Annotated in this window: 22 protein-coding genes and 1 riboswitch; of the genes, 7 read left to right on the plus strand and 15 right to left on the minus strand. The window is 63.2% G+C overall.

Going from position 1 to position 21,412, the window contains the following annotated elements; translation table 11 throughout:
• Nucleotides 1-121 precede the first annotated feature (121 nt).
• Nucleotides 122-233, minus strand: a riboswitch (TPP riboswitch).
• Between the two features lie 119 nt (nt 234-352).
• The 12 genes from CK222_RS23420 to CK222_RS23475 all read right to left on the minus strand — a co-directional run bounded on the left by CK222_RS23420 (nt 353) and on the right by CK222_RS23475 (nt 11,648).
• Complete coding sequence (locus CK222_RS23420) at nt 353-1,249, minus strand: 2-dehydropantoate 2-reductase (RefSeq protein WP_095802027.1); 897 nt, start codon at nt 1,247-1,249, stop codon at nt 353-355.
• Nucleotides 1,250-1,278: 29 nt separating this feature from the next.
• Nucleotides 1,279-2,262 carry a beta-ketoacyl-ACP synthase III gene (locus tag CK222_RS23425; protein WP_095802028.1) on the minus strand — a complete coding sequence of 328 codons (984 nt, stop codon included), beginning with the start codon at nt 2,260-2,262 and terminating at the stop codon, nt 1,279-1,281.
• Complete coding sequence (locus tag CK222_RS23430; RefSeq protein WP_095802029.1) at nt 2,259-3,527, minus strand: adenosylmethionine--8-amino-7-oxononanoate transaminase; 1,269 nt, start codon at nt 3,525-3,527, stop codon at nt 2,259-2,261. Before CK222_RS23430 ends, CK222_RS23425 begins: the two co-directional genes overlap by 4 nt.
• Nucleotides 3,524-4,162: a dethiobiotin synthase gene (gene bioD / locus CK222_RS23435; protein WP_095802134.1), complete on the minus strand. Its 639-nt coding sequence runs from the start codon at nt 4,160-4,162 to the stop codon at nt 3,524-3,526. The genes CK222_RS23430 and bioD overlap by 4 nt, the downstream gene beginning before the upstream one ends.
• Nucleotides 4,159-5,301 carry an 8-amino-7-oxononanoate synthase gene (locus tag CK222_RS23440; RefSeq protein WP_095802030.1) on the minus strand — a complete coding sequence of 381 codons (1,143 nt, stop codon included), beginning with the start codon at nt 5,299-5,301 and terminating at the stop codon, nt 4,159-4,161. The genes bioD and CK222_RS23440 overlap by 4 nt, the downstream gene beginning before the upstream one ends.
• Entirely contained in the window at nt 5,298-6,296 is a 999-nt protein-coding gene (bioB, locus tag CK222_RS23445; RefSeq protein WP_095802031.1) for a biotin synthase BioB, read from the minus strand. The genes CK222_RS23440 and bioB overlap by 4 nt, the downstream gene beginning before the upstream one ends.
• 59 nt (nt 6,297-6,355) lie before the next feature.
• Nucleotides 6,356-6,808, minus strand: coding sequence for an aspartate 1-decarboxylase (gene panD / locus CK222_RS23450; RefSeq protein WP_095802032.1), 453 nt, complete (start codon nt 6,806-6,808; stop codon nt 6,356-6,358).
• A gap of 68 nt (nt 6,809-6,876) precedes the next feature.
• Nucleotides 6,877-7,209, minus strand: coding sequence for a hypothetical protein (locus tag CK222_RS23455; RefSeq protein WP_095802033.1), 333 nt, complete (start codon nt 7,207-7,209; stop codon nt 6,877-6,879).
• Nucleotides 7,210-7,219: 10 nt separating this feature from the next.
• The gene (gene nadC / locus CK222_RS23460) at nt 7,220-8,101 is read right to left on the minus strand and encodes a carboxylating nicotinate-nucleotide diphosphorylase (protein ID WP_095802034.1); all 882 of its coding nucleotides are present in this window, start codon (nt 8,099-8,101) and stop codon (nt 7,220-7,222) included.
• Nucleotide 8,102: 1 nt separating this feature from the next.
• On the minus strand, nt 8,103-9,644 hold the full coding sequence (locus CK222_RS23465) for an L-aspartate oxidase (RefSeq protein WP_095802035.1): 1,542 nt from the start codon (nt 9,642-9,644) through the stop codon (nt 8,103-8,105).
• The gene (nadA, locus tag CK222_RS23470; protein ID WP_095802036.1) at nt 9,641-10,615 is read right to left on the minus strand and encodes a quinolinate synthase NadA; all 975 of its coding nucleotides are present in this window, start codon (nt 10,613-10,615) and stop codon (nt 9,641-9,643) included. Before nadA ends, CK222_RS23465 begins: the two co-directional genes overlap by 4 nt.
• 64 nt (nt 10,616-10,679) lie before the next feature.
• Nucleotides 10,680-11,648 (minus strand): hypothetical protein, encoded by a 969-nt coding sequence (locus CK222_RS23475; protein WP_095802037.1) that lies wholly within the window; start codon nt 11,646-11,648, stop codon nt 10,680-10,682.
• A 364-nt stretch (nt 11,649-12,012) separates the two neighbouring features.
• Here CK222_RS23475 and CK222_RS23480 point away from each other — a divergent pair, with 364 nt between their 5' ends.
• Nucleotides 12,013-12,225 (plus strand): cold-shock protein, encoded by a 213-nt coding sequence (locus CK222_RS23480; RefSeq protein WP_095802038.1) that lies wholly within the window; start codon nt 12,013-12,015, stop codon nt 12,223-12,225.
• A gap of 162 nt (nt 12,226-12,387) precedes the next feature.
• Here the strand turns inward: CK222_RS23480 and CK222_RS23485 are convergent, their stop codons facing one another.
• Both CK222_RS23485 and CK222_RS23490 read right to left on the minus strand, forming a co-directional pair.
• Nucleotides 12,388-12,843 carry a MucR family transcriptional regulator gene (locus CK222_RS23485; RefSeq protein WP_176477724.1) on the minus strand — a complete coding sequence of 152 codons (456 nt, stop codon included), beginning with the start codon at nt 12,841-12,843 and terminating at the stop codon, nt 12,388-12,390.
• 366 nt (nt 12,844-13,209) lie between these two features.
• Complete coding sequence (locus tag CK222_RS23490; protein ID WP_095802135.1) at nt 13,210-14,406, minus strand: DUF1173 domain-containing protein; 1,197 nt, start codon at nt 14,404-14,406, stop codon at nt 13,210-13,212.
• Between the two features lie 354 nt (nt 14,407-14,760).
• Here CK222_RS23490 and CK222_RS23495 point away from each other — a divergent pair, with 354 nt between their 5' ends.
• The 6 genes from CK222_RS23495 to CK222_RS33000 all read left to right on the plus strand — a co-directional run bounded on the left by CK222_RS23495 (nt 14,761) and on the right by CK222_RS33000 (nt 20,854).
• The gene (locus CK222_RS23495) at nt 14,761-15,957 is read left to right on the plus strand and encodes a DUF932 domain-containing protein (RefSeq protein ID WP_095802040.1); all 1,197 of its coding nucleotides are present in this window, start codon (nt 14,761-14,763) and stop codon (nt 15,955-15,957) included.
• A 198-nt stretch (nt 15,958-16,155) separates the two neighbouring features.
• The gene (locus CK222_RS23500; RefSeq protein WP_095802136.1) at nt 16,156-18,303 is read left to right on the plus strand and encodes a ParB/RepB/Spo0J family partition protein; all 2,148 of its coding nucleotides are present in this window, start codon (nt 16,156-16,158) and stop codon (nt 18,301-18,303) included.
• A 172-nt stretch (nt 18,304-18,475) separates the two neighbouring features.
• Nucleotides 18,476-18,865 carry a hypothetical protein gene (locus CK222_RS23505; protein WP_095802137.1) on the plus strand — a complete coding sequence of 130 codons (390 nt, stop codon included), beginning with the start codon at nt 18,476-18,478 and terminating at the stop codon, nt 18,863-18,865.
• 198 nt (nt 18,866-19,063) lie between these two features.
• Entirely contained in the window at nt 19,064-19,648 is a 585-nt protein-coding gene (locus CK222_RS23510; RefSeq protein WP_095802041.1) for a DUF1419 domain-containing protein, read from the plus strand.
• A 418-nt stretch (nt 19,649-20,066) separates the two neighbouring features.
• A complete protein-coding gene (locus CK222_RS23515) occupies nt 20,067-20,363 on the plus strand; it encodes a DUF982 domain-containing protein (RefSeq protein WP_095802138.1) in 297 nt (98 codons plus the stop codon).
• Between the two features lie 104 nt (nt 20,364-20,467).
• Nucleotides 20,468-20,854: a DUF982 domain-containing protein gene (locus tag CK222_RS33000; RefSeq protein ID WP_245433201.1), complete on the plus strand. Its 387-nt coding sequence runs from the start codon at nt 20,468-20,470 to the stop codon at nt 20,852-20,854.
• Between the two features lie 276 nt (nt 20,855-21,130).
• On the opposite strand, the gene CK222_RS32475 is transcribed toward CK222_RS33000, so the two are convergent.
• Entirely contained in the window at nt 21,131-21,298 is a 168-nt protein-coding gene (locus CK222_RS32475) for a hypothetical protein (protein ID WP_176477725.1), read from the minus strand.
• Nucleotides 21,299-21,412 lie beyond the last annotated feature (114 nt).

Genomic DNA, 21,412 nt, shown 5'->3' on the forward strand with positions numbered 1-21,412 from the left:
GGCATTCATGAGTGAGCCTCCTTGCTCGAGTGCAACGGAGACCCAGTCCACGCGATGAGGAGGAAGTGACGCTTCGCCTAGGACACGGGGGTTGCCCGAATGCCGAAGCCGGATTGCCGACCCGCGAAACCTCGCACCGTCCCTACGCCAGTATGAACTGGATCAGGTTCAACGGGTCACTGCGCGCTCTAGCAGTATCTCAGCCCCTTGCCGGGACTCCCCTGGTGAGGCGCCTAGGTTGGACGATGAGATGTCGCCCTGTCAACTCGTACTGAAGCACTTATTGTTGTCGTGTTGTTGTCGTGCTTCGCTAAGGAAATTGATCAGCCACTGCCTGCCCCTCGGGTTACCGTCAGGCAACATTCCTTCGTTCAATCAGTTTCACCATGACGAGAAGCGCCCGGTTCGCCGAAGTCGAAATGCCGAGTTCGGTTCCTTTGCGCACGACGAAGCCATTTAGGAAATCAACTTCGCTTCTTCTGCCGCGCGCGAGGTCCTGAGCGGTCGATGAAACTTGGCCGGGCATGTCCCCAGCCAAAGCAAGAACGGAGTGCAACGTGTCGGGTGGCATGACGACGCCCATCGCCTGCGCCACCGCGGTACATTCGGCTACGACATCGCGCACGACATCGGCAACCTCGCCCACATTGAAGATCTGTCCGTAGGGGAGTTGCGATACCGCTGAGAGCGCATTGTATGCGCAATTGACGGTCAGCTTGCTCCAAAGTGCCGCAAGCACATCGTCGGAGACAGTGGTCGGGATGCCCGCACCGGTGAACGCCTCCGCAATCCGTTGGCTCGCGAGGGAAGGGCCGATCACCATTTCCCCACGTCCGCGATGCTTGACATGCCCTGGTGCCGTGATCTCGGTCGCGACGTATACGGCGGCTGGGACAACGGCGCTCCCAAGCACTTCTGCCAGGCGATCAGCATTGTCGACCCCGTTCTGAAGACTGAGAACGGCGGTATGCGCATCCAGATGAGGGCCGAACAACCGCCCCACCGCTTCGGTATCTCCCGACTTGACCGAAACAAGTACGACATCGGTGCCCGCTACGCCCGAAGGCTCGGTCGTAGCGCCGATTGGGACGTAGCCCTGGAATGTCTTTGCTTCGACCAACAGGCCGCGCGCCGCTATGGCTTCTATATGGCTCGGCCTGCCGATGAGCATCACCTCGTGCCCGGCTCGCGCGAGCACGGCGCCGAAATAGGAACCGACGGCTCCGGCACCCATGACTGCCACCTTCATGCAGAATCCCTCCGTTGCACGCTGGGTACCTACACCTCGACCACCAGTGCCCCGCCGGTGAAGCCTGCGCCGGCCGCAGCCAGCAGCAGCTTCTCGCCCGGTCGAAAGGGATTGGCGTTGTGGGCAACGGACAGTGACAGAGGGATCGTCGCGGCCGACGAGTTGCCATGGTCGGCAATGGTCTTGACGATGCGGTCATCCTCGATGCCAAGCGACTTGCCGACAGCGTTGAAGATGCGGGCATTTGCCTGGTGCGGCACGAATCGGGCGATCTCCGGCGCTGAAAGGCCGGCCGCTGCCAGTGCCTCGACGGAACAGCGGCTCATCATCTCCACGGCCTTGACGAAGACCTCGCGGCCGTTCGCGATGGTCATGCGGGTTTCGGCAATGTCGATTTCTTGCGCGAACGGACGGTTGCTGCCGCCCGCCGGGATGTGGATCAGGCCGTAGGCGGATCCATCCGAGGCAAAAGAGGCGCCGAGAATGCCGTGGCCGGGATCGCTGGAGGGGGCCAGCACCACCGCGCCGGCGGCATCGGCGAACAGCACGGCGCTCGCCCGCTCGGCCGGGTTGATCCGACGGCTCAATATGTTGGCGGCAATCACGATGGCTGGCTTGTTGTGCAGGCGCACGAAGCCGTCGGCGAAGGTCATGGCGTAGATGAACCCCGCGCAGGCACCGGACAGGTCGACCCCACCGGCCTTTTCAAGGCCGAGCCTGTGCGCCACCAGTGGCGCGCTCGGCGGCAGCAAATGGTCAGGCGTCGAAGTCGCCAGAAGCAGCAGGCCGATCTCCTTGCGATCGATGCCGGCTGCCTGCAGCGCCATGTCGCCCGCTTTGGCCGCCAGTCCGGAAAGCGTGTCGCCAGGCTCTGCCCAGAAGCGCGTGCGGATGCCGGTGCGCCCCTCGATCCAGCCTGCTTCAAGCCCGAGACCTGCCTCGATCTCGGCATTGCCGACCTTGCGCGCCGGGACGTGATGGCCAAGGCCAATGATGCGCGCTGTGCGGTTCACCTTTTGTCACCCGCAAGTCCGGCCGCCTCGTCTATTGCCGCGTAGAGGCGATCGAGTTCGTCCGACGTCACGCAATAGGGCGGCAGCACGTAGATGATGTTGCCGAGCGGTCGCACCAGCAATCCGCGATCGAGGAAAAAGGCGCGCAGCCTCGGGCCGACCTCGGCCAGATAGCCGGCATTGCCGACGCTGAGGTCGAGCGCGGCGATGGTGCCGGCCGTGCGCACATTCTCGAAACGCGGATCCCCGTTGAACCGCGCTACCTTCTCCGCCTGCATCCGCGACAGCGCGGCCACGCGCTCCACCACCGGCTCGTCGTTCCAGATACCAACATTTGCCAGTGCTGCCGCGCAGGCGATCGGGTTTGCAGTGTAGGAACTCGAATGGAAGAAGGTCTTGGACCGATCCGTCGAATAATGCGCTTGGAAGATCGCGTCGGTGACAAGCGTCGCCGCAAGCGGCAACGATCCACCCGTCAGTCCCTTGGATGTGCACAGAATATCGGGCGCGACCGCCGCCTGTTCGCAGGCGAACATGGTGCCTGTGCGGCCCCAGCCGGTCATGACTTCATCGGCGATGAAAAGCGTCCCCGAGCGCTCGGCAATGCGCTTGAGTTCGGCGAGAACTGAGGCCGGATACATCAGCATGCCACCGGCGCCAAGCACCAGCGGCTCGACGATCAGTGCGGCAACCTCGCGGTCGCGCGCCAGCCGTTCGAAGGCGTCGAGCGTTTGCTGCTCCTGGCCCGCGGCCGGGAAGGGGATGGTGTCGACCTGAAACAACAGCGGTTCGTAAGCGGCGTTGAAGACGCCGCGCGCGCCGACGCTCATCGTGCCGATGGTGTCGCCGTGATAGCTGTGCTCGATGACGACGATGCGCGAGCGCGCCGCGCCGGAATTGCGGTGAAAGCCGAGAGCCATCTTCAGCGCCACCTCGACGCTGGTCGAGCCGCTGTCGGAATAGAAGACCCAGTCGAGGCCCGCTGGCGCCATGTCGACCAGCGCCGAAGCCAATCGCTCGGCCGGCTCGTGGCTGAGGCCGGCGAAGATCACCTGGTCGAGCGATTCGGTCGCCTCACGGATCGCCTCCACGATCTTCGGATGGCGGTGACCGTGGCTGATGACCCACCAGGAGGAGATCGCATCGAGGATGCGCCTGCCTTCGCGCGTCTCGACATAGGCGCCCTCAGTCCGCACGATCGGCGGCGGCGCCGGCTCGGTGGCGTGTTGGCTGAAGGGATGCCAGACAGCGGAGCGGCGACTCATGGCCGGATCTCCGCGAAGTCGGCGGCGTTAAACGAAGTCTTCATGGCCGCGGAAAGTGTTCCAGGGGTCAGCGACTGGAGAAAGGGGAGACGACCCAGCACGCGAACCTTGCCCATCTGGACGATCGTTTTTTGCGTATCGACCATCCTGTCGCCGATGAACACCACGCCGAGCAGCGGGATTGAGCGGGCGCGCAGCGCCTCGATCGAGAGCAGCGTGTGGTTGATGGTGCCGAGCGCGGTGCGGGCGCAAAGCACCACCGGCGCGTTCCACTGTGCGAAGACGTCGATGTAGAATGTGCGCCTGTTCAACGGCACCATCAGTCCGCCGGCGCCCTCCACGACGAGCGGACGGTCCGTCCTAGGCAGTGCGAGTTGACCTGCATCAATCTCCACCCCGTCCAACTCCGCGGCGCGGTGTGGGGACAGCGGCTCTCTAAGGCGCCAGGCTTCCGGCAACACCCGGTCAGTAGACAGTCCTGCCAGAAGAGAGACAACCTCGCTGTCGGTCTCTTCGCGGTTGCCCGCCTGCACCGGTTTCCAGTAGATGCCATCGAGAAGCGCCGTAAGGCCCGCTGCGAACACCGTTTTGCCGATGCCGGTGTCGGTGCCGGTAATGATAATCTGCACCGTCATCGGGCGCGCTCCCATTCCGCAGCCAAAGCATCAAACAGTGCCGAGACGTCGGCCTCGCCGACATTGAGCGTCAGTGAGATCCGCAGCCTTGCCGTGCCTTCGGGCACGGTCGGAGGGCGGATGCCGCGCACGTCGAAACCGCGCGACTGCAGGGCCGCTGCCAGCGCCATAGTGCCGGCATTGTCGCCGACGATGATCGGCAGGATCTGAGAACCGCTCGGAGCCAAGCCAAGGTTCTCGGCCCTCTTGCCCACAAGCGCGACCAGCCCTGCCAATCGCTCGCGGCGATCCGGCTCCTGGACGACGATATCGAGGGCCGTTGCCGCCACCACGGCCATCAAAGGCGAGGGCGCGGTGGCGTAGATGAAGGGACGGCAGCGATTGACCAGATAGTCGCACAGCACAGCGGGCGCGGTAACCAGCGCGCCGGATGCGCCCAGCGCCTTGCCGCAGGTATGCAGCACCACGACATTGTCTCGGCCTTCGAGATCGTGCGCCAGGCCGCGCCCATCCGGGCCATAGACGCCGGTGGCGTGCGCCTCGTCGACGAACAGGAATGCGTCGTGGCGGTCCGCGACCTCGATCAGTTCGCCGAGCGGCGCCCGGTCGCCATCCATGCTATAGAGGCTCTCGGCCACGATCCAGGGCCGGCCGCCGCCGCCGCTCGCGCGCCAGCTCCGGATTGCGTCGTCCACGGCGCCCGCATCGTTGTGCGCGGCTAGCATGACTTCGGCGCGGCCGGCGCGCGCCCCCTCATGCGCACTGGCATGGATGAGTTCATCCAGCACGATCAGATCGCCCTTCTGGGGCAAGGTCGTGAGCGCCGCGAAATTGGCGACATAGCCGCCGCCGAAGAACAGCGCGCGCTCGGCGCCGAAGAAGCGGGCCGCCTTGGCTTCGAGCGCCTCGTGCTCAGGCGTGTTGCCGCGCAGCAGCCGCGACCCGGTCGCCCCGACGGGGGTGCCGGCGGCGAGCGCGGCGGCGACCGCCTCTGCCATACGCTTGGAGCGCGCGAGGCCGAGATAGTCGTTGGAGGCGAAGTCGGCGCCCGAGCGGCTGCTCAACGTGCGCAGCCGGTGCTTGCGAGCAAGACCATCTAAGGTCGCCCTGTAGCGGTCGAGGAAGCCACTGCCGTTCACAAGGCCTCACGCGCAAATGGCTTGATGCCCAGCCGGCGGAACAAGGCGCTGTCCTTGTCCTCTCCCGGGTTTTCGGCGGTCAGCAAGGTGTCGCCGACGAAGATCGAGTTGGCGCCGGCGAAGAAGCACAGCGCCTGCATCTCGTCGCTCATCGCCGTGCGGCCGGCCGAAAGCCGCACATGCGACTTCGGCATCATGATGCGGGCAAGCGCGATCGTGCGCACGAATTCGATCGGTTCGATGGGGTCCGCCTCGGCGAGCGGCGTGCCCTCGATCGGGATCAGCATGTTGATCGGCACGCTGTCGGGTGGCTCCGGCAGGTTGGCGAGCGTGACCAGCATGTCGATGCGGTCGGTCTGCTCCTCGCCCATGCCGACGATGCCGCCGCAGCAGACCTTGATGCCGCTGTCGCGGACATTGGCAAGTGTGTCCAGCCGCTCAGTGAAGGTTCGTGTCGAGATGACCTCGCTATAGTAGCGTTCGGAGGTGTCGATGTTGTGGTTGTAGTAGTCGAGCCCGGCCCGCTTGAGCCTTTGCGCCTGATCGAGGTCGAGCATGCCGAGCGTCATGCAGGTCTCGATGCCGAGAGCCTTCACGCCCTCGACCATGGCGACCACCGCGTCCATGTCGCGCTCCTTGGGGCTGCGCCAGGCGGCGCCCATGCAATAGCGCGTGGCACCGGCATCGCGCGCCTTCCTGGCCTCGGCGATGACGCGCTGAACTTCCATCAGCTTCGAGGCCTTGAGGCCTGACTGGTGATGGGCGGACTGGCTGCAATAGCCGCAATCCTCGGGGCAGCCGCCGGTCTTGATCGACAGCAGGCGCGATAGCTGCACCCGATTGGGATCGAAATGCTCACGATGGATGGTCTGGGCCCGGAACAGCAGGTCGTTGAACGGCAGGTCGTAGACTGCCTGGGCTTCCGCTCGGGTCCAGGGCGGATGGGCCCAACCGAGAGGGTCCGATGTCAGGTCCGGGCCAAGCTCCGCGTTCATTCCACCTCCATCAGCAAAAACGTTTGGGTATCAGCCGAGAAAACGGGCTTCGGAGCCCGTCACGATCTACCCACCAGCGCCGGCACGGGCATGACGTTGTTGGTTTCATTGAGTATGCAAAAGCTGTAGCCTCCGCCCGCATCGCGCTCGACCGAATAGGTAAGGCGGTCGAGGATTCGATTATCCTTGTCGAAGGTCAGCACACGCGGTTTGAGCGCGGTGAGCTCCGCCTGGTCCACATAGACCGAGTTGCAGATGATGACCTGGTCGCCTGGCTGGCAGGTGCGGGCCGCGGCGCCGTTGAGAATGCAGCAGCGCGCGCCGCGTTCGCCGAGGATGACATAGGTCGAAATCCGCGCGCCAGAATTCTTGTTCCAGATATCGACGAATTCCATCGGCAGGATGCCTGCCTGTTCGCAATGGTCGGGATCAAGCGTGATCGAGCCGTGATAGTCGAGATTGGCCTCGGTGACATGGATGCCATGCAGCTTGCCGGCAACGATTTTGCGCATCCCTTCCTCCCAAAACGACTTTCGATCCTGCCCACCCGCCCCCTGGCGGCCGATGGTGGTATTGGACGCTAGCCCGTGGTTTCTTGGCCGTGAGCGGATAAACGCTCCCTTCTGATCGCGTCGCATGACTCATTGAATGCGACGTCCAAAAGGTAGCCGATAAGTTCCAGCCCCTGCGAGGCAGCCAGCTGGCGCAGCTCATCGAGCCGGCAGACGATTACGCCAAGTGCTTCGACGCGGTCTTTTGCTTGTCCCTTTTCCGTCAACTCTCCCTCCCCACCCATGGAACCGTATTGCCGGTCATTGCGCAGCCTTTCGTCGACAATCGGTGGAGGTGCAACTGGAGCGGACCTCTCGCAGGTCATCCTGCGGCCAAAGGAGTTCCTGCGATTGCGGTTCATGTCCTCTCCGTCAGTTCAGATGCCTGCGGCAATTCCGGTCAGCCGGCATATCCAGGCCGATGTCGAGGATGGGGGCACTGTGGGTGAGCCAGCCGACCGAGATAAGGTCGACGCCGGTCGCCGCGATTGCGGGAGCCGTTTTCGGTGTCACCCGACCCGACGCCTCTGTGAGAGCTCTGCCTCCGACCATCGCCACAGCCTGGGCGAGGTCCTCGAGCGACATGTTGTCGAGAAGTACGGCGTCGACGCTCGCCTGCAGCGCCATCTCCAGTTGGTCCAGCGTGTCGACCTCGACCTCGATCTTGACCATGTGACCTATGGCGCCACGCGCCCTCTCGATCGCGGTGCGGATGTCACCGGCAATAGCGATGTGATTGTCCTTGATGAGCACGGCATCGTCGAGCGCGAAGCGGTGGTTGGCGCCGCCACCGGCGCGCACGGCATATTTTTCCAGAACACGCAGGCCAGGCGTCGTCTTTCTTGTGCACACGATCTTTGCGTTATAGCCCCGCACCGCGTTGACCAGCGAGGCTGTCGCCGTTGCGATGCCGCTCAGCTTGCATAGAAAATTGAGCGCCGTCCGTTCCGCAGTCAGCAGGCTGCGCGCTGGCCCGTTTACGATCGCGATGGTTTCGCCAGCCGAAACCTTGCCGCCCTCCGGACAGCGCAACTGCATGCTGATCCCAGGATCGACCAGCAGAAAGGCAAACATTACCAGATCGAGCCCGGCAACGACACCAGCCTGCCGGGCATTCAATGCAAGCGTCGCCTTGCAATCGGCGGGGATGATGGCATCGCTGGTGATGTCGCCGGCCCTGCCAAAATCTTCCAGAAGGGCGCTGCGCACGATCGGTTCCAGGATGATCTGGGGGAGCGGTGCAAGGGAAGTCATATCAACGGCTCCGTTCGGATCTCTGCCAGCTGAGCGCGACGGCATTCTCAAAGGCTGCGCAGAGCGTCAGTCGCGAGGGGAGGGCGGCAGCATCGCGCCCAGTGAAATCGGACCGGTAGTGCGAACCGCGGCTTTCCTCGCGGCGGAATGCTGCGATCGCGATCAACAGCGCAACCAGGGCCGGGTCGGCCGCGGCGGTCTCGCCAACGGCGATCGGCAGAAGCGTCGGGATCGCCTCGCGCAGCACTTTGCCATTTCGAAAGATGCCAAGCGCATTAGAGACAAGTTGGCGTACAGGTGAGGGGTCGGGTCGCAATGGAAAGACTGCCGGCAGCCTGGGCCATTGCCGGCCGGTTGAGGTGCCAGCCACACTTGCCGCGACCCAGGCGGCTGTTGCAACGGCTTCGCTCAGCGAGTTGCTGGCGAGACGGTTGGCGCCATGGAGCCCTGTGCATGCGACCTCGCCGCAGGCCCACAAGCCGCCAACGGAACTGCGCCCTTCAGCGTCTACCGCCACGCCGCCCATGTGATAGTGAGCCGCCGGACGCACAGGAATGGGCTCCATGGCCGGATCAATGCCGGCCTGCTTGCAAGCGGCGTCGATCGCTGGGAAGCGTTTTTCGAATTTTTGCCCGAGGCATCGTCGGGCGTCGAGATAGACACGATGCCCGGCGGCGAGCTGATTGGCGATTGCGCGGGCGACCATGTCGCGCGATGCGAATTCAGCGCCAGGTATAGCGGCAAGGAAGCGGTGACCGTATTCGTCCACCAGCACCGCGCCCTCGCCCCGTACCGCTTCGCTTATAAGCGGCATTGGCCGGCGCGGCGTGTCGAGCGCGGTCGGGTGGAACTGCACGAATTCCAGATCGGCGAGCTCCGCGCCGGCACAGGCGGCCAGCGCAAGACCATGCCCGTATGAGGAAAGCGGGTTCGTGGTATCGCCAAAGAGGCCGCCGATACCGCCAGTCGCCAGCACCACACGGCGGGTGGGCAAAGCAAACACGCGTGAATGCAAGGCGGCCAACAAGCCCACAATGCCGCCCTCTGCAACGACCAGGCGAAGGGCTGTCGCACCTTCCATGACTGTTATCGAACGGGTTCGCCACGCCACGGCGAGCAGCGCGCGGAACAACTCGCGGCCGGTGGCATCACCTGCGGCATGGACAATGCGGCGCCGCGAATGAGCCGCCTCCAGGCCGAGCCGCAGTTTTCCGTCTAACGCGCGGTCGAAAGGAGCGCCAAGACGAATGAGGTGGTCGATGGTTGCGGGGACTGACTCGACGACTCGCCTGGCGATCGCTTCATTGCAAAGGCCGTCGCCGGCAGCAAGCGTGTCGGTCAGATGGAGTTCGGGGCTGTCGTCGTCCCCCAGGCTCGCGGCAAGGCCGCCCTGGGCCAGCGTGCTTGAGGTTTCGGTTCCGAGCGGAGCGCGGGAAAGAATAACGACCGGCTGTGGCGCCAGGTGCAGCGCGGTCATCAGGCCGGCGATGCCAGCGCCGACAATGACCGGCGCCCCGCCAATGTCATGGATGTCTGGGGTCATACGAAGAGCATGCGCTCGACGGCCCAGCGGGCCCGCTCGGCTACACGCGGATCGATGGTGACGATGTGACGGTTCTCCTCGATCGCGCTGCGGATGTTACGAAGCGTGATGCGCTTCATGTGCGGGCAAAGATTGCACGGACGCACAAAATCCACGTCCGGGTGTTCGACCGCGACATTGTCGCTCATCGAGCATTCCGTCATCAGCACGACGCGCGCCGGTTTGTGCCGTCCGACATAGTCGGACATTGCCGCTGTCGAGCCGGCGAAGTCGGCCTTAGCGACGACCTCCGGTGGGCATTCGGGATGGGCAAGTACGGTCACGCCGGGATGCGCTCCCCGTAGCTCGCGGATATCGGCCGCGGTGAAGCGCTCATGCACCTCGCAGCGTCCCTTCCAGGCGATGATCTCGACTTTCGTTTGTGCGGCGATGTTCCTCGCCAGATATTCGTCGGGCAGCATGATGACGCGAGGCGCATTGAGCGACTTCACGACGGCCAGCGCATTGCCCGACGTGCAGCAGATATCGGATTCGGCTTTCACGGCCGCGGATGTGTTGACGTAGGTGATCACCGGGACGCCAGGATAGCGCTGGCGCATCAGGCGCACGTCTTCGGCCGTGATCGAGTCAGCCAGCGAACAGCCTGCGGCAAGGTCCGGAATGAGGACGGTCTTGCCGGGATTAAGGAGCTTTGCGGTCTCGGCCATGAAGTGCACGCCGGCGACGACGATCACGTCTGCCTCCACAGTCATCGCCTTGCGGGCCAGCGCCAGGCTGTCGCCAACGATGTCGGCCACGCAATGGAAGATCTCTGGCGTCTGATAATTGTGCGCCAGGATGACGGCGTTGCGCTCGCGCTTCAGCGCCAGGATCGCATCGATGTCGTCGGCAAAGGCCGGCCATTCGATCGGCGGGATCACCCGCCGGACGCGCTCATACAGCGACGCGGCCGTTGGTAACGCGCCAATCATCCGCGCCTCCGCTTATATTCGGGCTGACAACAAGCGGCATATATCTACGTCGACTATAAAGGTGTCAAGCCCGCGAAAGCGGCAATTTCGTTCCCAACACGACAGCGTTGTCGTCGAGAACAGCACGGCGGAAGCGGTAGAGCTTTGCTGGCCGGCCGCCTGTGTCGAGGGACGTCTCGCCGGTCTCCTCGACCAGCTCCTGCTGCTCGACAAGCCTGCGGAAGTTCGGCTTGTTGATGAGCCTGCCGACCAGCCCTTCCACGGTCCGCTGCAGCTGCAGCAGCGTGAAGGTCGGTCGCATGAGCTCAAAGACGACAGGCCGGTATTTGATCTTTGAGCGCAGCCGCGCGATCCCTGTCGCCAGGATCCGGCGATGGTCGGCGACCATTGCCCTGCCCGATACGCAAGCGGCGGGAGCGGCGTTCGGATCCACACCAGCCTCCTCGACCAGCGCGGCTTCATAGAGCAGTTCGTAGCGCTGGAGCGTGAGCTCCTCGTTCCAGGGACGGTCGTCGAAGGAGAATGCGATCGCCGCTCGCTGGCGGCGGTCGCGCCGGGAGGCCGCGTTCTCTGCGCCTTTCGCCCAGGCAATCAGGCGCCGCCGCAATAGATCCAGCGCTTCCGGCACGCCGGAGCGGTGATCCTCCCAGGGAAAATAGTCGTACCAGCTTCTCCAATGGGATTTGCGTGACGCCGTCATGGCGTCCTGCCGGGTCAGCCCGAGATAGCTGATGGAGATGCTGCGTTGCTCAAGGCCGGCGATGATCCGGTCGCGGTCGGCAAAGGTATAGAGTTGCTCGATATAGCCGAGCGGATGGCCTGTCTGCTGTTCGACCCAGTCTCTGAGGCCAGACTGCAGCGATCGGTGGCTGAGTTCGAACGGACCCGACGGAAGGGAATCCCGCTGCCCGACGGTGAGAACACAAGGCTCACGGTCGCTCACGGCGGCGACGACCGCGATCAGATCCACGTTGATGTTGCGGCCCTTGCGGGCGGTGCTTGCTTTTTTGCTTCGTGTTGGCTGGTCGTGCATGTTCCAGATCGTGGCCGCGCCGGAAGGCAGCTAAACCGATTTAACTAACGTGGACTATGCGCGGCTGCGCGTCAACTGCGTACCTGTACGGTTTAGGTCTTCGCACTGCCACGGGACTTCGCCAAACGCGACATCCGCGATGGGTAACCCAAGGGAAGTGCCCATTTTCGGCGAGACGGGGTAAGCGCAGTAAATAATGCGGTGGTCGAGAGGGGAGCAAAGGCATAGTCGGTATCCGGCAATTGGTTTTGCCGGACCCCGTGGCCTTGCGATTCCTCGCTTTTCCTGCGCTTATCCCAACGTCTGAAAGTTAACCGGCTAGGCCGTGAGCCAGACACGCTGCACTGACACAAAGGAAAAATGAATGGCGACTGGAACTGTGAAGTGGTTCAACAACACGAAGGGGTTCGGCTTCATCCAGCCTGATGGCGGTGGACCGGACGTGTTCGTGCACATTTCTGCAGTGGAGCGCGCGGGTCTCTCGACGCTCGCTGATGGCCAAAAGGTCAACTATGAGATCGAGCAGGACCGCCGCACCGGGAAATCCTCGGCCGGCAATCTCAGCAAAGCGAGCTGACTGCCGATGGCGTGCCCAAGAGCAGGCCGATGGCGAGGCATGTTCCGGCCGCCGCAGATGAAATCGCGCCTGGCGCAGCTACTGAGGCCTACCGGGTGAAACTAGAACGTCTCAGCGAAGGCGGGGTTCTCCCGCCTTTCGCGTTCCGGAACCCGACAACGTTCAGGCCGCGCCGTTGTTGCGGGCCCTCTTTACAGGCGCAGCCTGTTCGGCCTGCTTTCTACCCAGGCCCATGGTCTTGGCCAAAGCTGAGCGCGCTGCGGCATAGTTCGGGGCGACCATCGGATAGTCTGCCGGCAAGCCCCACTTGGCGCGGTATTCGTCGGGCGTAAGGCCATAGTGCGTAGAAAGGTGCCGCTTCAGGGACTTGAACTTTTTTCCGTCCTCCAAGCTGATGATGTAGTCGGGCGTGACCGACTTTCTGACCGGGACTGCAGGCTTGAGCTCCTCAGGCTTGGCGGCCGCTCCACCGATCGTGCCCTTCAACGCAGCATGCACGTGGTCGATCAGGGCCGGAAGTTCGCCCACGGGTACTGGATTGTTTGAAACGTACGCAGACACGACGTCGGCGGTAAGCTCGATGAGAGCGTCGGTATTGTTCTCGGCTTCTTCTGTCACGGAATCCTCCTGGTTTGCTCGTGGGCGAAATTTGGCTTCCCTAATGATGGCAGGAATAGAACGCAATGGAAGTTGCAGCAGGCCTGTCTCCATAGAGCCCGGCCCCAGGCAACACACGATTGTGGTAGCGGCGAGAAAAACCAGCCTGCATTGATGCCGGCTTAAAAATGCATGGCATCCCGTTCGGATGCGTTGATGATGAACAATTCTAATCCAATCTTAACCATCAGATGCGACCTTCACGGGGCGGATAAGTGCTGCGTACCGACATCCAAGCCCACTCGGCCACAGCCGGGTGGGCTTTCGCCCCTTCGTTCGCGTGGCGTTGCATGCGAGCGCCGTCGGCCAGACCGCTGCATGAAGTGATCATCCGGCGGGCAGCGGCGGCATTTCTCCCTCCGCCGTCCTCCATTGCCAGGCATCGATGTCGGGTCGCGAGGCGATCAACTCCTCAAGTGCTTCCATGTAGGACGGTTCGGAAGTTGGCGGGACGACGTAAAGCGCGGTCGGCCGCAGCTGCCCCTGCAACAAGGCGGCCGCTGCCGGCCGATCTGCCGGCAAATTGTAGCGCAGGCCCTTTATGCTGCGCGTGTTCACGCTGGCCAGTGCATCGACCAGCTTCTTTTCGTAGGCGGACTCGTAGGGCACCCAGTTTTCCGCCACCGCCATCAGCGCCAGTTCCTCGATGACGGCGAGCCCGGTCGCGGTGAGCGCAAATGTGGCGATCGCGATCAGGTGGGACGCCTCATCAGCGTCCCACAGCATGAGCTCGGTCTCGAAGCGAGACTGAAGCCGGAGATAAAGCCCATCGTCGACCAGGAATACGAACCCCGGCATGTGCTTGATGATCAGCTTGTGGCCGCTACGCGCCGGCGCGAACTCCTTGACCTCGCCAACCAGGATCATCAGCCGCCTCGGACCTGTCGCCGGCGGCAGGGCAGGCGCGAGCGCCAGGACACGTCGCTGCTCGATCCCGGTCTTTTCGGCGGACCGGAACGGCTCCGGCACGAACAGGATCTCACTCAACATGCCGCCCTTCGCCGTCATCTGCCGGGCGGCCTCAATCAGGTGCCAACGGATATTCCACCAATGGCGCTTGCCGGTCCAACGTGACGTCCATACCGTCAATTCGGCTTCGTGCCAAAGATAGTGAAGCAGGCTGCGCAAGGACAATTTCCTTGCGTCGCCAACTACGCTGTCCGAGTTGCCAGCAGCGGCCACAGGTTTTGCCCGGCTGCCGACCTTCGACAGGCTGAAATCCAGCTTCAGCGACGCCAACCCACTCTCGGGATCGACCTGGATTGCGCTGCCCATCAGCATCCCGAGACCTGATAGCTCGTCTGGCGGATCGTAGGACGAACAGGAGGGATCATGCCCGCCGCCTGAGGAGGGCATACGCTTGACGATGTAGTGGTCGCCGACCCGGGCAATATACATCGCCGCACCCGGCTCCCTGCACAAGCAAAGTGGCCGGATCTTGCGCTGATAGGCATCCGCAAGCACCGCCTGCAGGTTGGACACCGCTTCCTCGATGACCTGATCAGCAATTCTGAAGCGTCGCATCGCCTCCATCGCTCCGGACGCCGCCGCATCCCCTGGACGTGCATTGAGTCACGCCTTCGCCAGCATGGCAACCGGGATTGTTGTCGCCGGCAGGTCAATGAGCCCTTGAGGGCGTCCGGCCGATCCTCAGTAGTGACCAGGTGAGGCCGGTGTCTTCCTGGCCCCCGCCTCCGCTGGAAACCGATCTACGGCCGGTCTTCGCCATTCGGATGTGCATGCGTGATGCAGCCCTGCAGCAACGCGGCGCTCCGGCTGGCTTCGCTGGCGCCGGCAGAGGGAGAGGGTGGAGCGAATGCGGGGCGGCGGATGAAGGCCTGGAGAGTGGCTCCTGGCGTCCGCTGCGGAGCGAGAGCTATGACCCAGATGGAAATTCAGGCGCCCAGCCGGATCGGAACCAATGGTTACAAGGTGGATCTCAGCCGCGGCCAGCGCATTGGCCGCGTCTCGTCCGAGTGGTTCAACCGCCCGGCGGACGAGCGCTATCTTTCACTGGCCGATCTCAACAATTCGGTGAAGCGGCGATCGGAGCGCAGCCGCACGCGCATCGTCGAAAGCGAGGCGATCCGCGTCGAGGCCAGCCGCGACAATCCAGAGCGGCTGACGCTCATGCTGCCCGGCGCCGGGGCACCAGTCGCCCCGACCCACTGGAGCTTCGGGCAGCTCGCCAGCCTGGTCGGCGCGCCGGCGAATTACCTGCGCCAGCTTCCCGCGCCGCTCGCCGCAATCAACCTGCAATTCGGCCTGACCTCGCACAGGGCGGAACAGGTCAAGACGCTCGAGATCGACAATGAGCGCGTCGAACTGCGCGCGGTCACCGGGCCCGACTATGGCCGTATATTCGATAGCTATCTGGTCGAGGCCGTGCGCAAGATTGCCGGCGACGGCACAGGTGACACACGCTGGAAAGTGCCGGGCGTACTCGACTGGTCGAGCGGCGTCTACAATCCCAATGTCGACGTCTCAAGGGATACGACCACGCTCTATGCCTCCGACCGCGACGTCTTCATCTTCCTGGTCGACGATCTCAACCCGATTGAGGCCGGCAAGCTGCCGAATGGCGAGCCGGATCTTTATTTCAGGGGGTTCTACTGCTGGAACTCAGAAGTCGGGGCGAGATCCCTCGGCATCGCCAGTTTCTACCTGCGCGCGGTATGTCAAAACAGAAATTTGTGGGGCGTTGAGGATTTCGAGGAAATCACCATCCGGCATAGCAAATTCGCCCCGCAGCGCTTCGCCCGCCAGGCGGAGCCGGCGCTGATCCAGTTCGCCGAATCCTCGCCCATGCCCTTCGTCAATGGCATCAAGGCGGCGCGGGAGCGGATCGTCGCTCGCGATGATGAGGGCCGCGCGGAATTCCTGCGCAAGCGCGGCTTCTCCAGGGCCGAGACGACCAGGATCATCGACACGGTGCTGCTCGAGGAAGGCCGGCCGCCTGAGAGCATCTTTGATTTCGTCCAGGGCATCACCCGCATCGCGCGCGACAAACAGCACCAGGATGTACGGCTCGACATGGAGGGCAAGGCGAAGAAGCTTCTCGATCGGGCTTCGTGACTGCGCCTGCTGGCACAACGCCTCGGCGCGCGCAAGACGCCCTTTCGTCACTGGTATCCGGCGTCGCCGTCTGAAGCGGCGGCGCCTTTTCGTTTGTGGCCAGCGGCGGACGAGAGACAGAGGGGGGAAGGGAGTTTTTCTGACGGGCTAGGAGGTTCGGGGAGAGGCCCCGGGCCGCCCGTCATGGAGACTCTGACCATGGCAAAGGCCAACCAGAAGATCGCTATGAATGCCGCGGAAAACATTGGCTATGACAAGCTCGTCTTGTCGCAGAAGAACGTTCGCCGCGTGAAGGACGGCGTGTCGATCGAGCAGCTTGCCGACGACATTGCCCGGCGAAAGCTCCTTCAGAGCCTGAATGTGCGACCCGTGCTTGCCGAAGACGGCCAGGAGACTGGCACGTTTGAGGTCCCCGCCGGCGGGCGTCGTTATCTGGCGCTCGGCATGCTCATCAAGCAGAAGCGGCTGGCTAAGGACGAGCCCATCCCCTGCATCGTCAATCGCTGGGCCACCACCTCGGCGGAAGAAGATTCGCTCGCCGAGAACATCCACCGCGAAAACCTCCATCCGCTCGACCAGTTCCGGGCATTCAAGACCCTTGGCGACCAGGGCCTCGACGTCGAAGAGATCGCCGCCCGGTTCTTCGTGTCGGCAGCCACGGTGAAGCAGCGTCTGAAGCTTGCGTCGGTGTCGCCAAAGCTGCTCGGACTCTACGAGAAGGACGAGATCCGGCTCGACCAACTCATGGCGTTTTCGATCACTGACGATCAGGCGCGGCAGGAACAGGTGTGGGAGCGAATTTCGGCCTCCCACATGCAGGAGCCCTACTACATCAAGCGTCTGCTGACGGAGACCACGGTCCGTGCCGATGACCGCCGCGCCGTCTATGTCGGCGCGCAAGCCTACGAGGCGGCCGGCGGCATCGTGCTGCGTGACCTGTTCGAGCAGGACGGCGGCGGCTGGTTCCAGGACGCCGCACTTCTCGAGCAGCTCGTCTTCGACAAGCTGAAGGTCGATGCGGAGGCGATCCGCACCGAAGGCTGGAAGTGGGTCGAGCCGGCGATCAGCTTCCCTTACGGCCACACTTCCGGCATGCGGCGCATCTATGCCGAACCGCGGGAACTGAGCGCCGAAGAGATCGCGCGTTACGCCGCGATCAAGGCCGAGTACGAAAAGCTCGATTCAGAATACGCCGCAACCGACGAGGCCGACGAAGCGGTCGAGGAAAAGCTCGACCGGCTCGGGGCTGAACTTGACGCCCTGGATGATCGTCCGCGCCTCTACGATCCGGCGCAGAAGCCGATCGCGGGCGTCTTCGTGACGCTCGCGGCCGATGGGCAGCTTCAGGTCGAGCCTGGTTTCGTTCGCCCTGAGGACGAGCCGCGCGCCGAGACCGGCAACGGCATCGATGGTGGGGAGGGCGAGGAGGGCGATGCGCCCTGCTCGGCCGACGGCGTCGCCAGCGGGGTTGTCGTCGGCCAACCAGTGAACGGGGCGCCCGATGCAAATGAGGAAGTCGAGGACGACGGCATCAAGCCGTTGCCCGAACGCCTCGTCTTCGACTTGACCGCGCAGCGCACACTGGCATTGCGCAACGCGCTCGCGAGCGACGGCGACATCGCCTTTGTCGCGGTCCTTCATGCGCTCACGCTGCAGGCCTTCTATCGCTTTGCTCAGGACACCTGCCTTGAGATCAGCATGAGGAGCAACAGCTTCGGCCAGGTTCAGGACCTGGGCGAGACGCCCTGGGCAAAGGAGATCGCGGAACGCCATGAGGCCTGGGATCGTGATCTCCCGCAAAGCGAAGGCGATCTCTGGGATTTTCTCCTTGGTCTCGATGAGGCAAGCCGCAAGGCGCTCTTTGCGCACGGCGCCGCGCTCTCGCTAAATGCCGTCGTCGAGCCCTGGAACAGGCGCCCGGGAGCACTGGCGCACGCCGATGTTCTTGCCCGTGCTCTCCAGTTCGAGATGGCGTCGGCTGGCTGGACACCCACGGTGGAGAACTATCTTGGCCGCGTGACCAAGACACGGATCGTTCAGGCTGTTCGCGAGGCCCGTGGCGAAGAATCCGCGCAGCTGATCGACCATATGAAAAAGGACCTGATGGCCCGTGAAGCCGCGCGCCTTCTCGAAGGATCGAACTGGCTGCCCGAGCCGCTGCGTCTCGAACAGGAAGGTCCTGTTGCGGACATCGGCGAACCCGTGGTCGGCGACACTTCGGACGATCCTTCCGCCGCTGATCCGGCCGAATTGCCGGCCTTCCTGACCGACAGTGCCGATCCCCCGTCCGGCGAGCGCGCCTCTGGCGTCGAAGACGAAACAGACGAGCTTCAGGCCGCGGAATAATTGGCGTCCCGATCACAAGGGGTCCGGCACCGTGCCAGGAGCCTTGTGGGGCTTAGCCGACGAGCCTGGCGCCGATGTAATCGAGGACCGGGCGTCATCTGACCATTCCAACCATCAGGAACAGGCCTGCGGTCGCGCGACATCAGGCCTGTTCCCATTCATGGAGATCGACATGTTCGACTGGAACAAAAGCTGCGCCTACGATGGTGAGCAAAAGAGACGCTTTCATGCGACGGCCAGGTCAAGGTTGAAGAGGCTCGCCGCCGAGCTAGCCCTGCCATCAGGCAGCTACGAGCTGCGTTCAAACAAGGGGGGTATCGCGGTTTCCGGCGAAATCATCCTCCATCATGATCGCGCCTATATTCAGGTTGGCCAGTTCGGGCTCTCCTCGGGTCACGGTATTCTCATTCGCACCTGCAACGGCCGCACGGATTTTACCGGCGGCGCCAATCACTTTGTAGCACTCTCCCTGCTGAACGACATCCCGGCGCTCGCCGCCGCTGTTCGCGCCATCACCGGCATCGTTGCCAGTCGCCACGTGGCGGCTGCTCGCGCCGCCTGACGCCGCCTCCAGGGGAAGGAAGCCGGCCGACAGGCCGGACCTCCCCCCATCCCGAGAACGATTGAGCTCTGGCTCAACCGGCCGCGCACAAGCGCGACTCCACCGACCGTCAATCCACGACCAGAACCGGCACGTGGCCGCCCCGTTGCAGGAGCATTCCCGCGCGCGGGTTTGGCGTGCCTCGAAGGAGAAACCTCCATGCCTACACATCCTCCCTTCAGAAAAGTGTTCAACGGCATCGCGACGCGCGAGCAGATGTTTAGGCTGTTCAACCGGCAGCATGACGTGCCAGGCACAGACCCGCTGTCGGGCGCTCCCTACGCCGGGGAGTGGTTCGAGATCTCAAGTGTCGAGTACCATTTCATGCTTGGGCTCCTGCCGCCGTTGTTCCAGCGCACCGGCATGTTCGGCCTATCGGAATACAAGGCCGGCTATGTCACCAGCGTCTTCTTTGCGATCAGGGTTCGCGGTCGCGAACGCTGGTTCCACGGCTTCTGTGACCTATCCGACAAACACAGTCCGGATGCCATGCGGGCCGCCATCATTGCTCATGAGACGGGCGCTGCCGACAGCATGACGCGCGAGGAGAAACTCGAAGCGATCTGGAACGCCACGCATGCGGATTGCAAGGGGCGCGCCGGCGAGATCGACCCTGAGGCCTGGCCACAACAACACCGGGGCAAGCGGACGATTATGGTCAATGCCGGCGGCGAGGGCGCCGTTCTCAAGCTTCTCGAGGATCTGTCTGATGACGAGGTCGATCGCCTTTTGCCGACCAGGTGAGTCAACTCGAGGCCACTCATTTTCCATCGAGTCCAATCCCGGCGGCGCGCCAAATCCGATCGCCCAAGCGTGCTTGCGGAACGCCTTCGCAAGGAGAATGCCGAGCTGAAGAAAAAGCTCGGGCTCGACTGAGTCGTCAAAGCCAACATTTTCTGCTCAAGATCCTGCTCAGGTTGGGCCATCATGTAGTCCGTCCAGCACTGTGCCTGCGTCGCGGTTTCCCCAGCTGAACCGCTTTGGTGTCCGTCGTTCGGAAGGTGAAGGTGATTCACCATGGTCCCTTCTCGGAGCACGCCGCGGTTCTCACAAATTGACGCCTGTTCCCTTGAGTCGTCATCTCTCTGACAGCACATTGTGCTATGTCGCAGGGCTTCAGTGCCCCTGCCTCGGACCGGCCGTTAAGCACGTGGAGGACGAAATGCAGGCTGAGGCTTTCAGCAGCCCCATTTTTGTGAAGCGCGCCACATACATCGTGCAAGAGATCGCCAGTCTTGCCGACGCGATCGACTTTCTGGAGGAATGGCCCGAAGACTGCAGGAACATCATCCACGAGACCGCCCTGAAGGCCTGCTATGATGCGTATGACGGCCGCAAACCATTGAGCGCCGCGCGCCAGGCCTTCCAGGGCTTCGTCAAGCGCGTCGCTATATTGGAAGATCCGAGCTCCGCCATGCAGTGGATTGGCGCTTGCAAATCGGTCACCGGAAAAGTGTAAGTTGATGTTGATGGATCAGCAGTTGGGGCTGGCGCGAGGCACGCAGGAAGGGCATTCTGTCGTGACTTCACAATCGGCGAAGCAGAAACAGTCCTGAAATCCAGTTGAACGACGGCGTCCAATCCGATCAGGCGGCCGCGTCTGGCCGGCTGGATCACGGTGGCCGGGGCTCTCATGCAGCGGTTCCGTTCAGCGAAGCGTTGCGGGGCGAAACCTGCATCGTGGCTGTAGAGGAGGGGGAGATGGCAGGCTTGAGCAGGTTCGAGAGGCCAGTGGTCGTTCAGCTTGGCCGCCACGGCGCGGACCGCATCGTCCTCGATGTCAACGACGCAGCCACAATATTGCTGCGCAATGTTCCTCATCAAACCGAGAAGCGCCGGAGAGCAATGGACGCCTGCCTACAGGTGCTGCGTGGTCAGGCTCATCCCCCAGCCGCGCGGCGGGCTTTCGTGGCAGCCGCCCTCGAAGCAAATATCCTGCGTAGCGATTAAGACCCATACGCCGCCGCCACAAGCCTCAGATTTCGTGCGGGAGCGCGGTCGATGCTGCGTCTGCCAGAATGAAAGGATCGTAACTCGTGCCGGTCGGATCTAAGGGCCTGTAGCACCGCCGGTCGTGGGCTTCCTCGCCGGTGGCAATGCACGTGACGCGGACGGCGTGTCGATCACATCGCGCTTATCAAGGGCGCATGTTCGCCGTCGTGACCATGCCATGACACGGAAAAGCTGCTTCGCTATTTCCCACCAAAGCGAGAAATCTGATATCGCTTAGCGATGAGGGAAACCGTACTGGCGATGCTGGAGCAGCATGTGCTCTTGGGCGAGCGCCACATCGCGCGGCAGCGTGAGATCGTCGCGGATTTCCATCATAAGGGTTTCAGGACAGACTTGGCCGACGACCTTTTGAACCTGTTCGAGCAGATGCAGCTTTTGCACGTCGCTCACCGGGATCGGATTTTGCGTTCAAACTAAGACACCGCCACCGGATATCTTCGGTCGTGCCGCTGCTCGCTGTTCGGCCCCGGATCCCCTGAAGCGGCATTCCGGCGC

The organism is Mesorhizobium sp. WSM3866 (genome assembly GCF_002294795.1).
Lineage (GTDB): Bacteria > Pseudomonadota > Alphaproteobacteria > Rhizobiales > Rhizobiaceae > Mesorhizobium.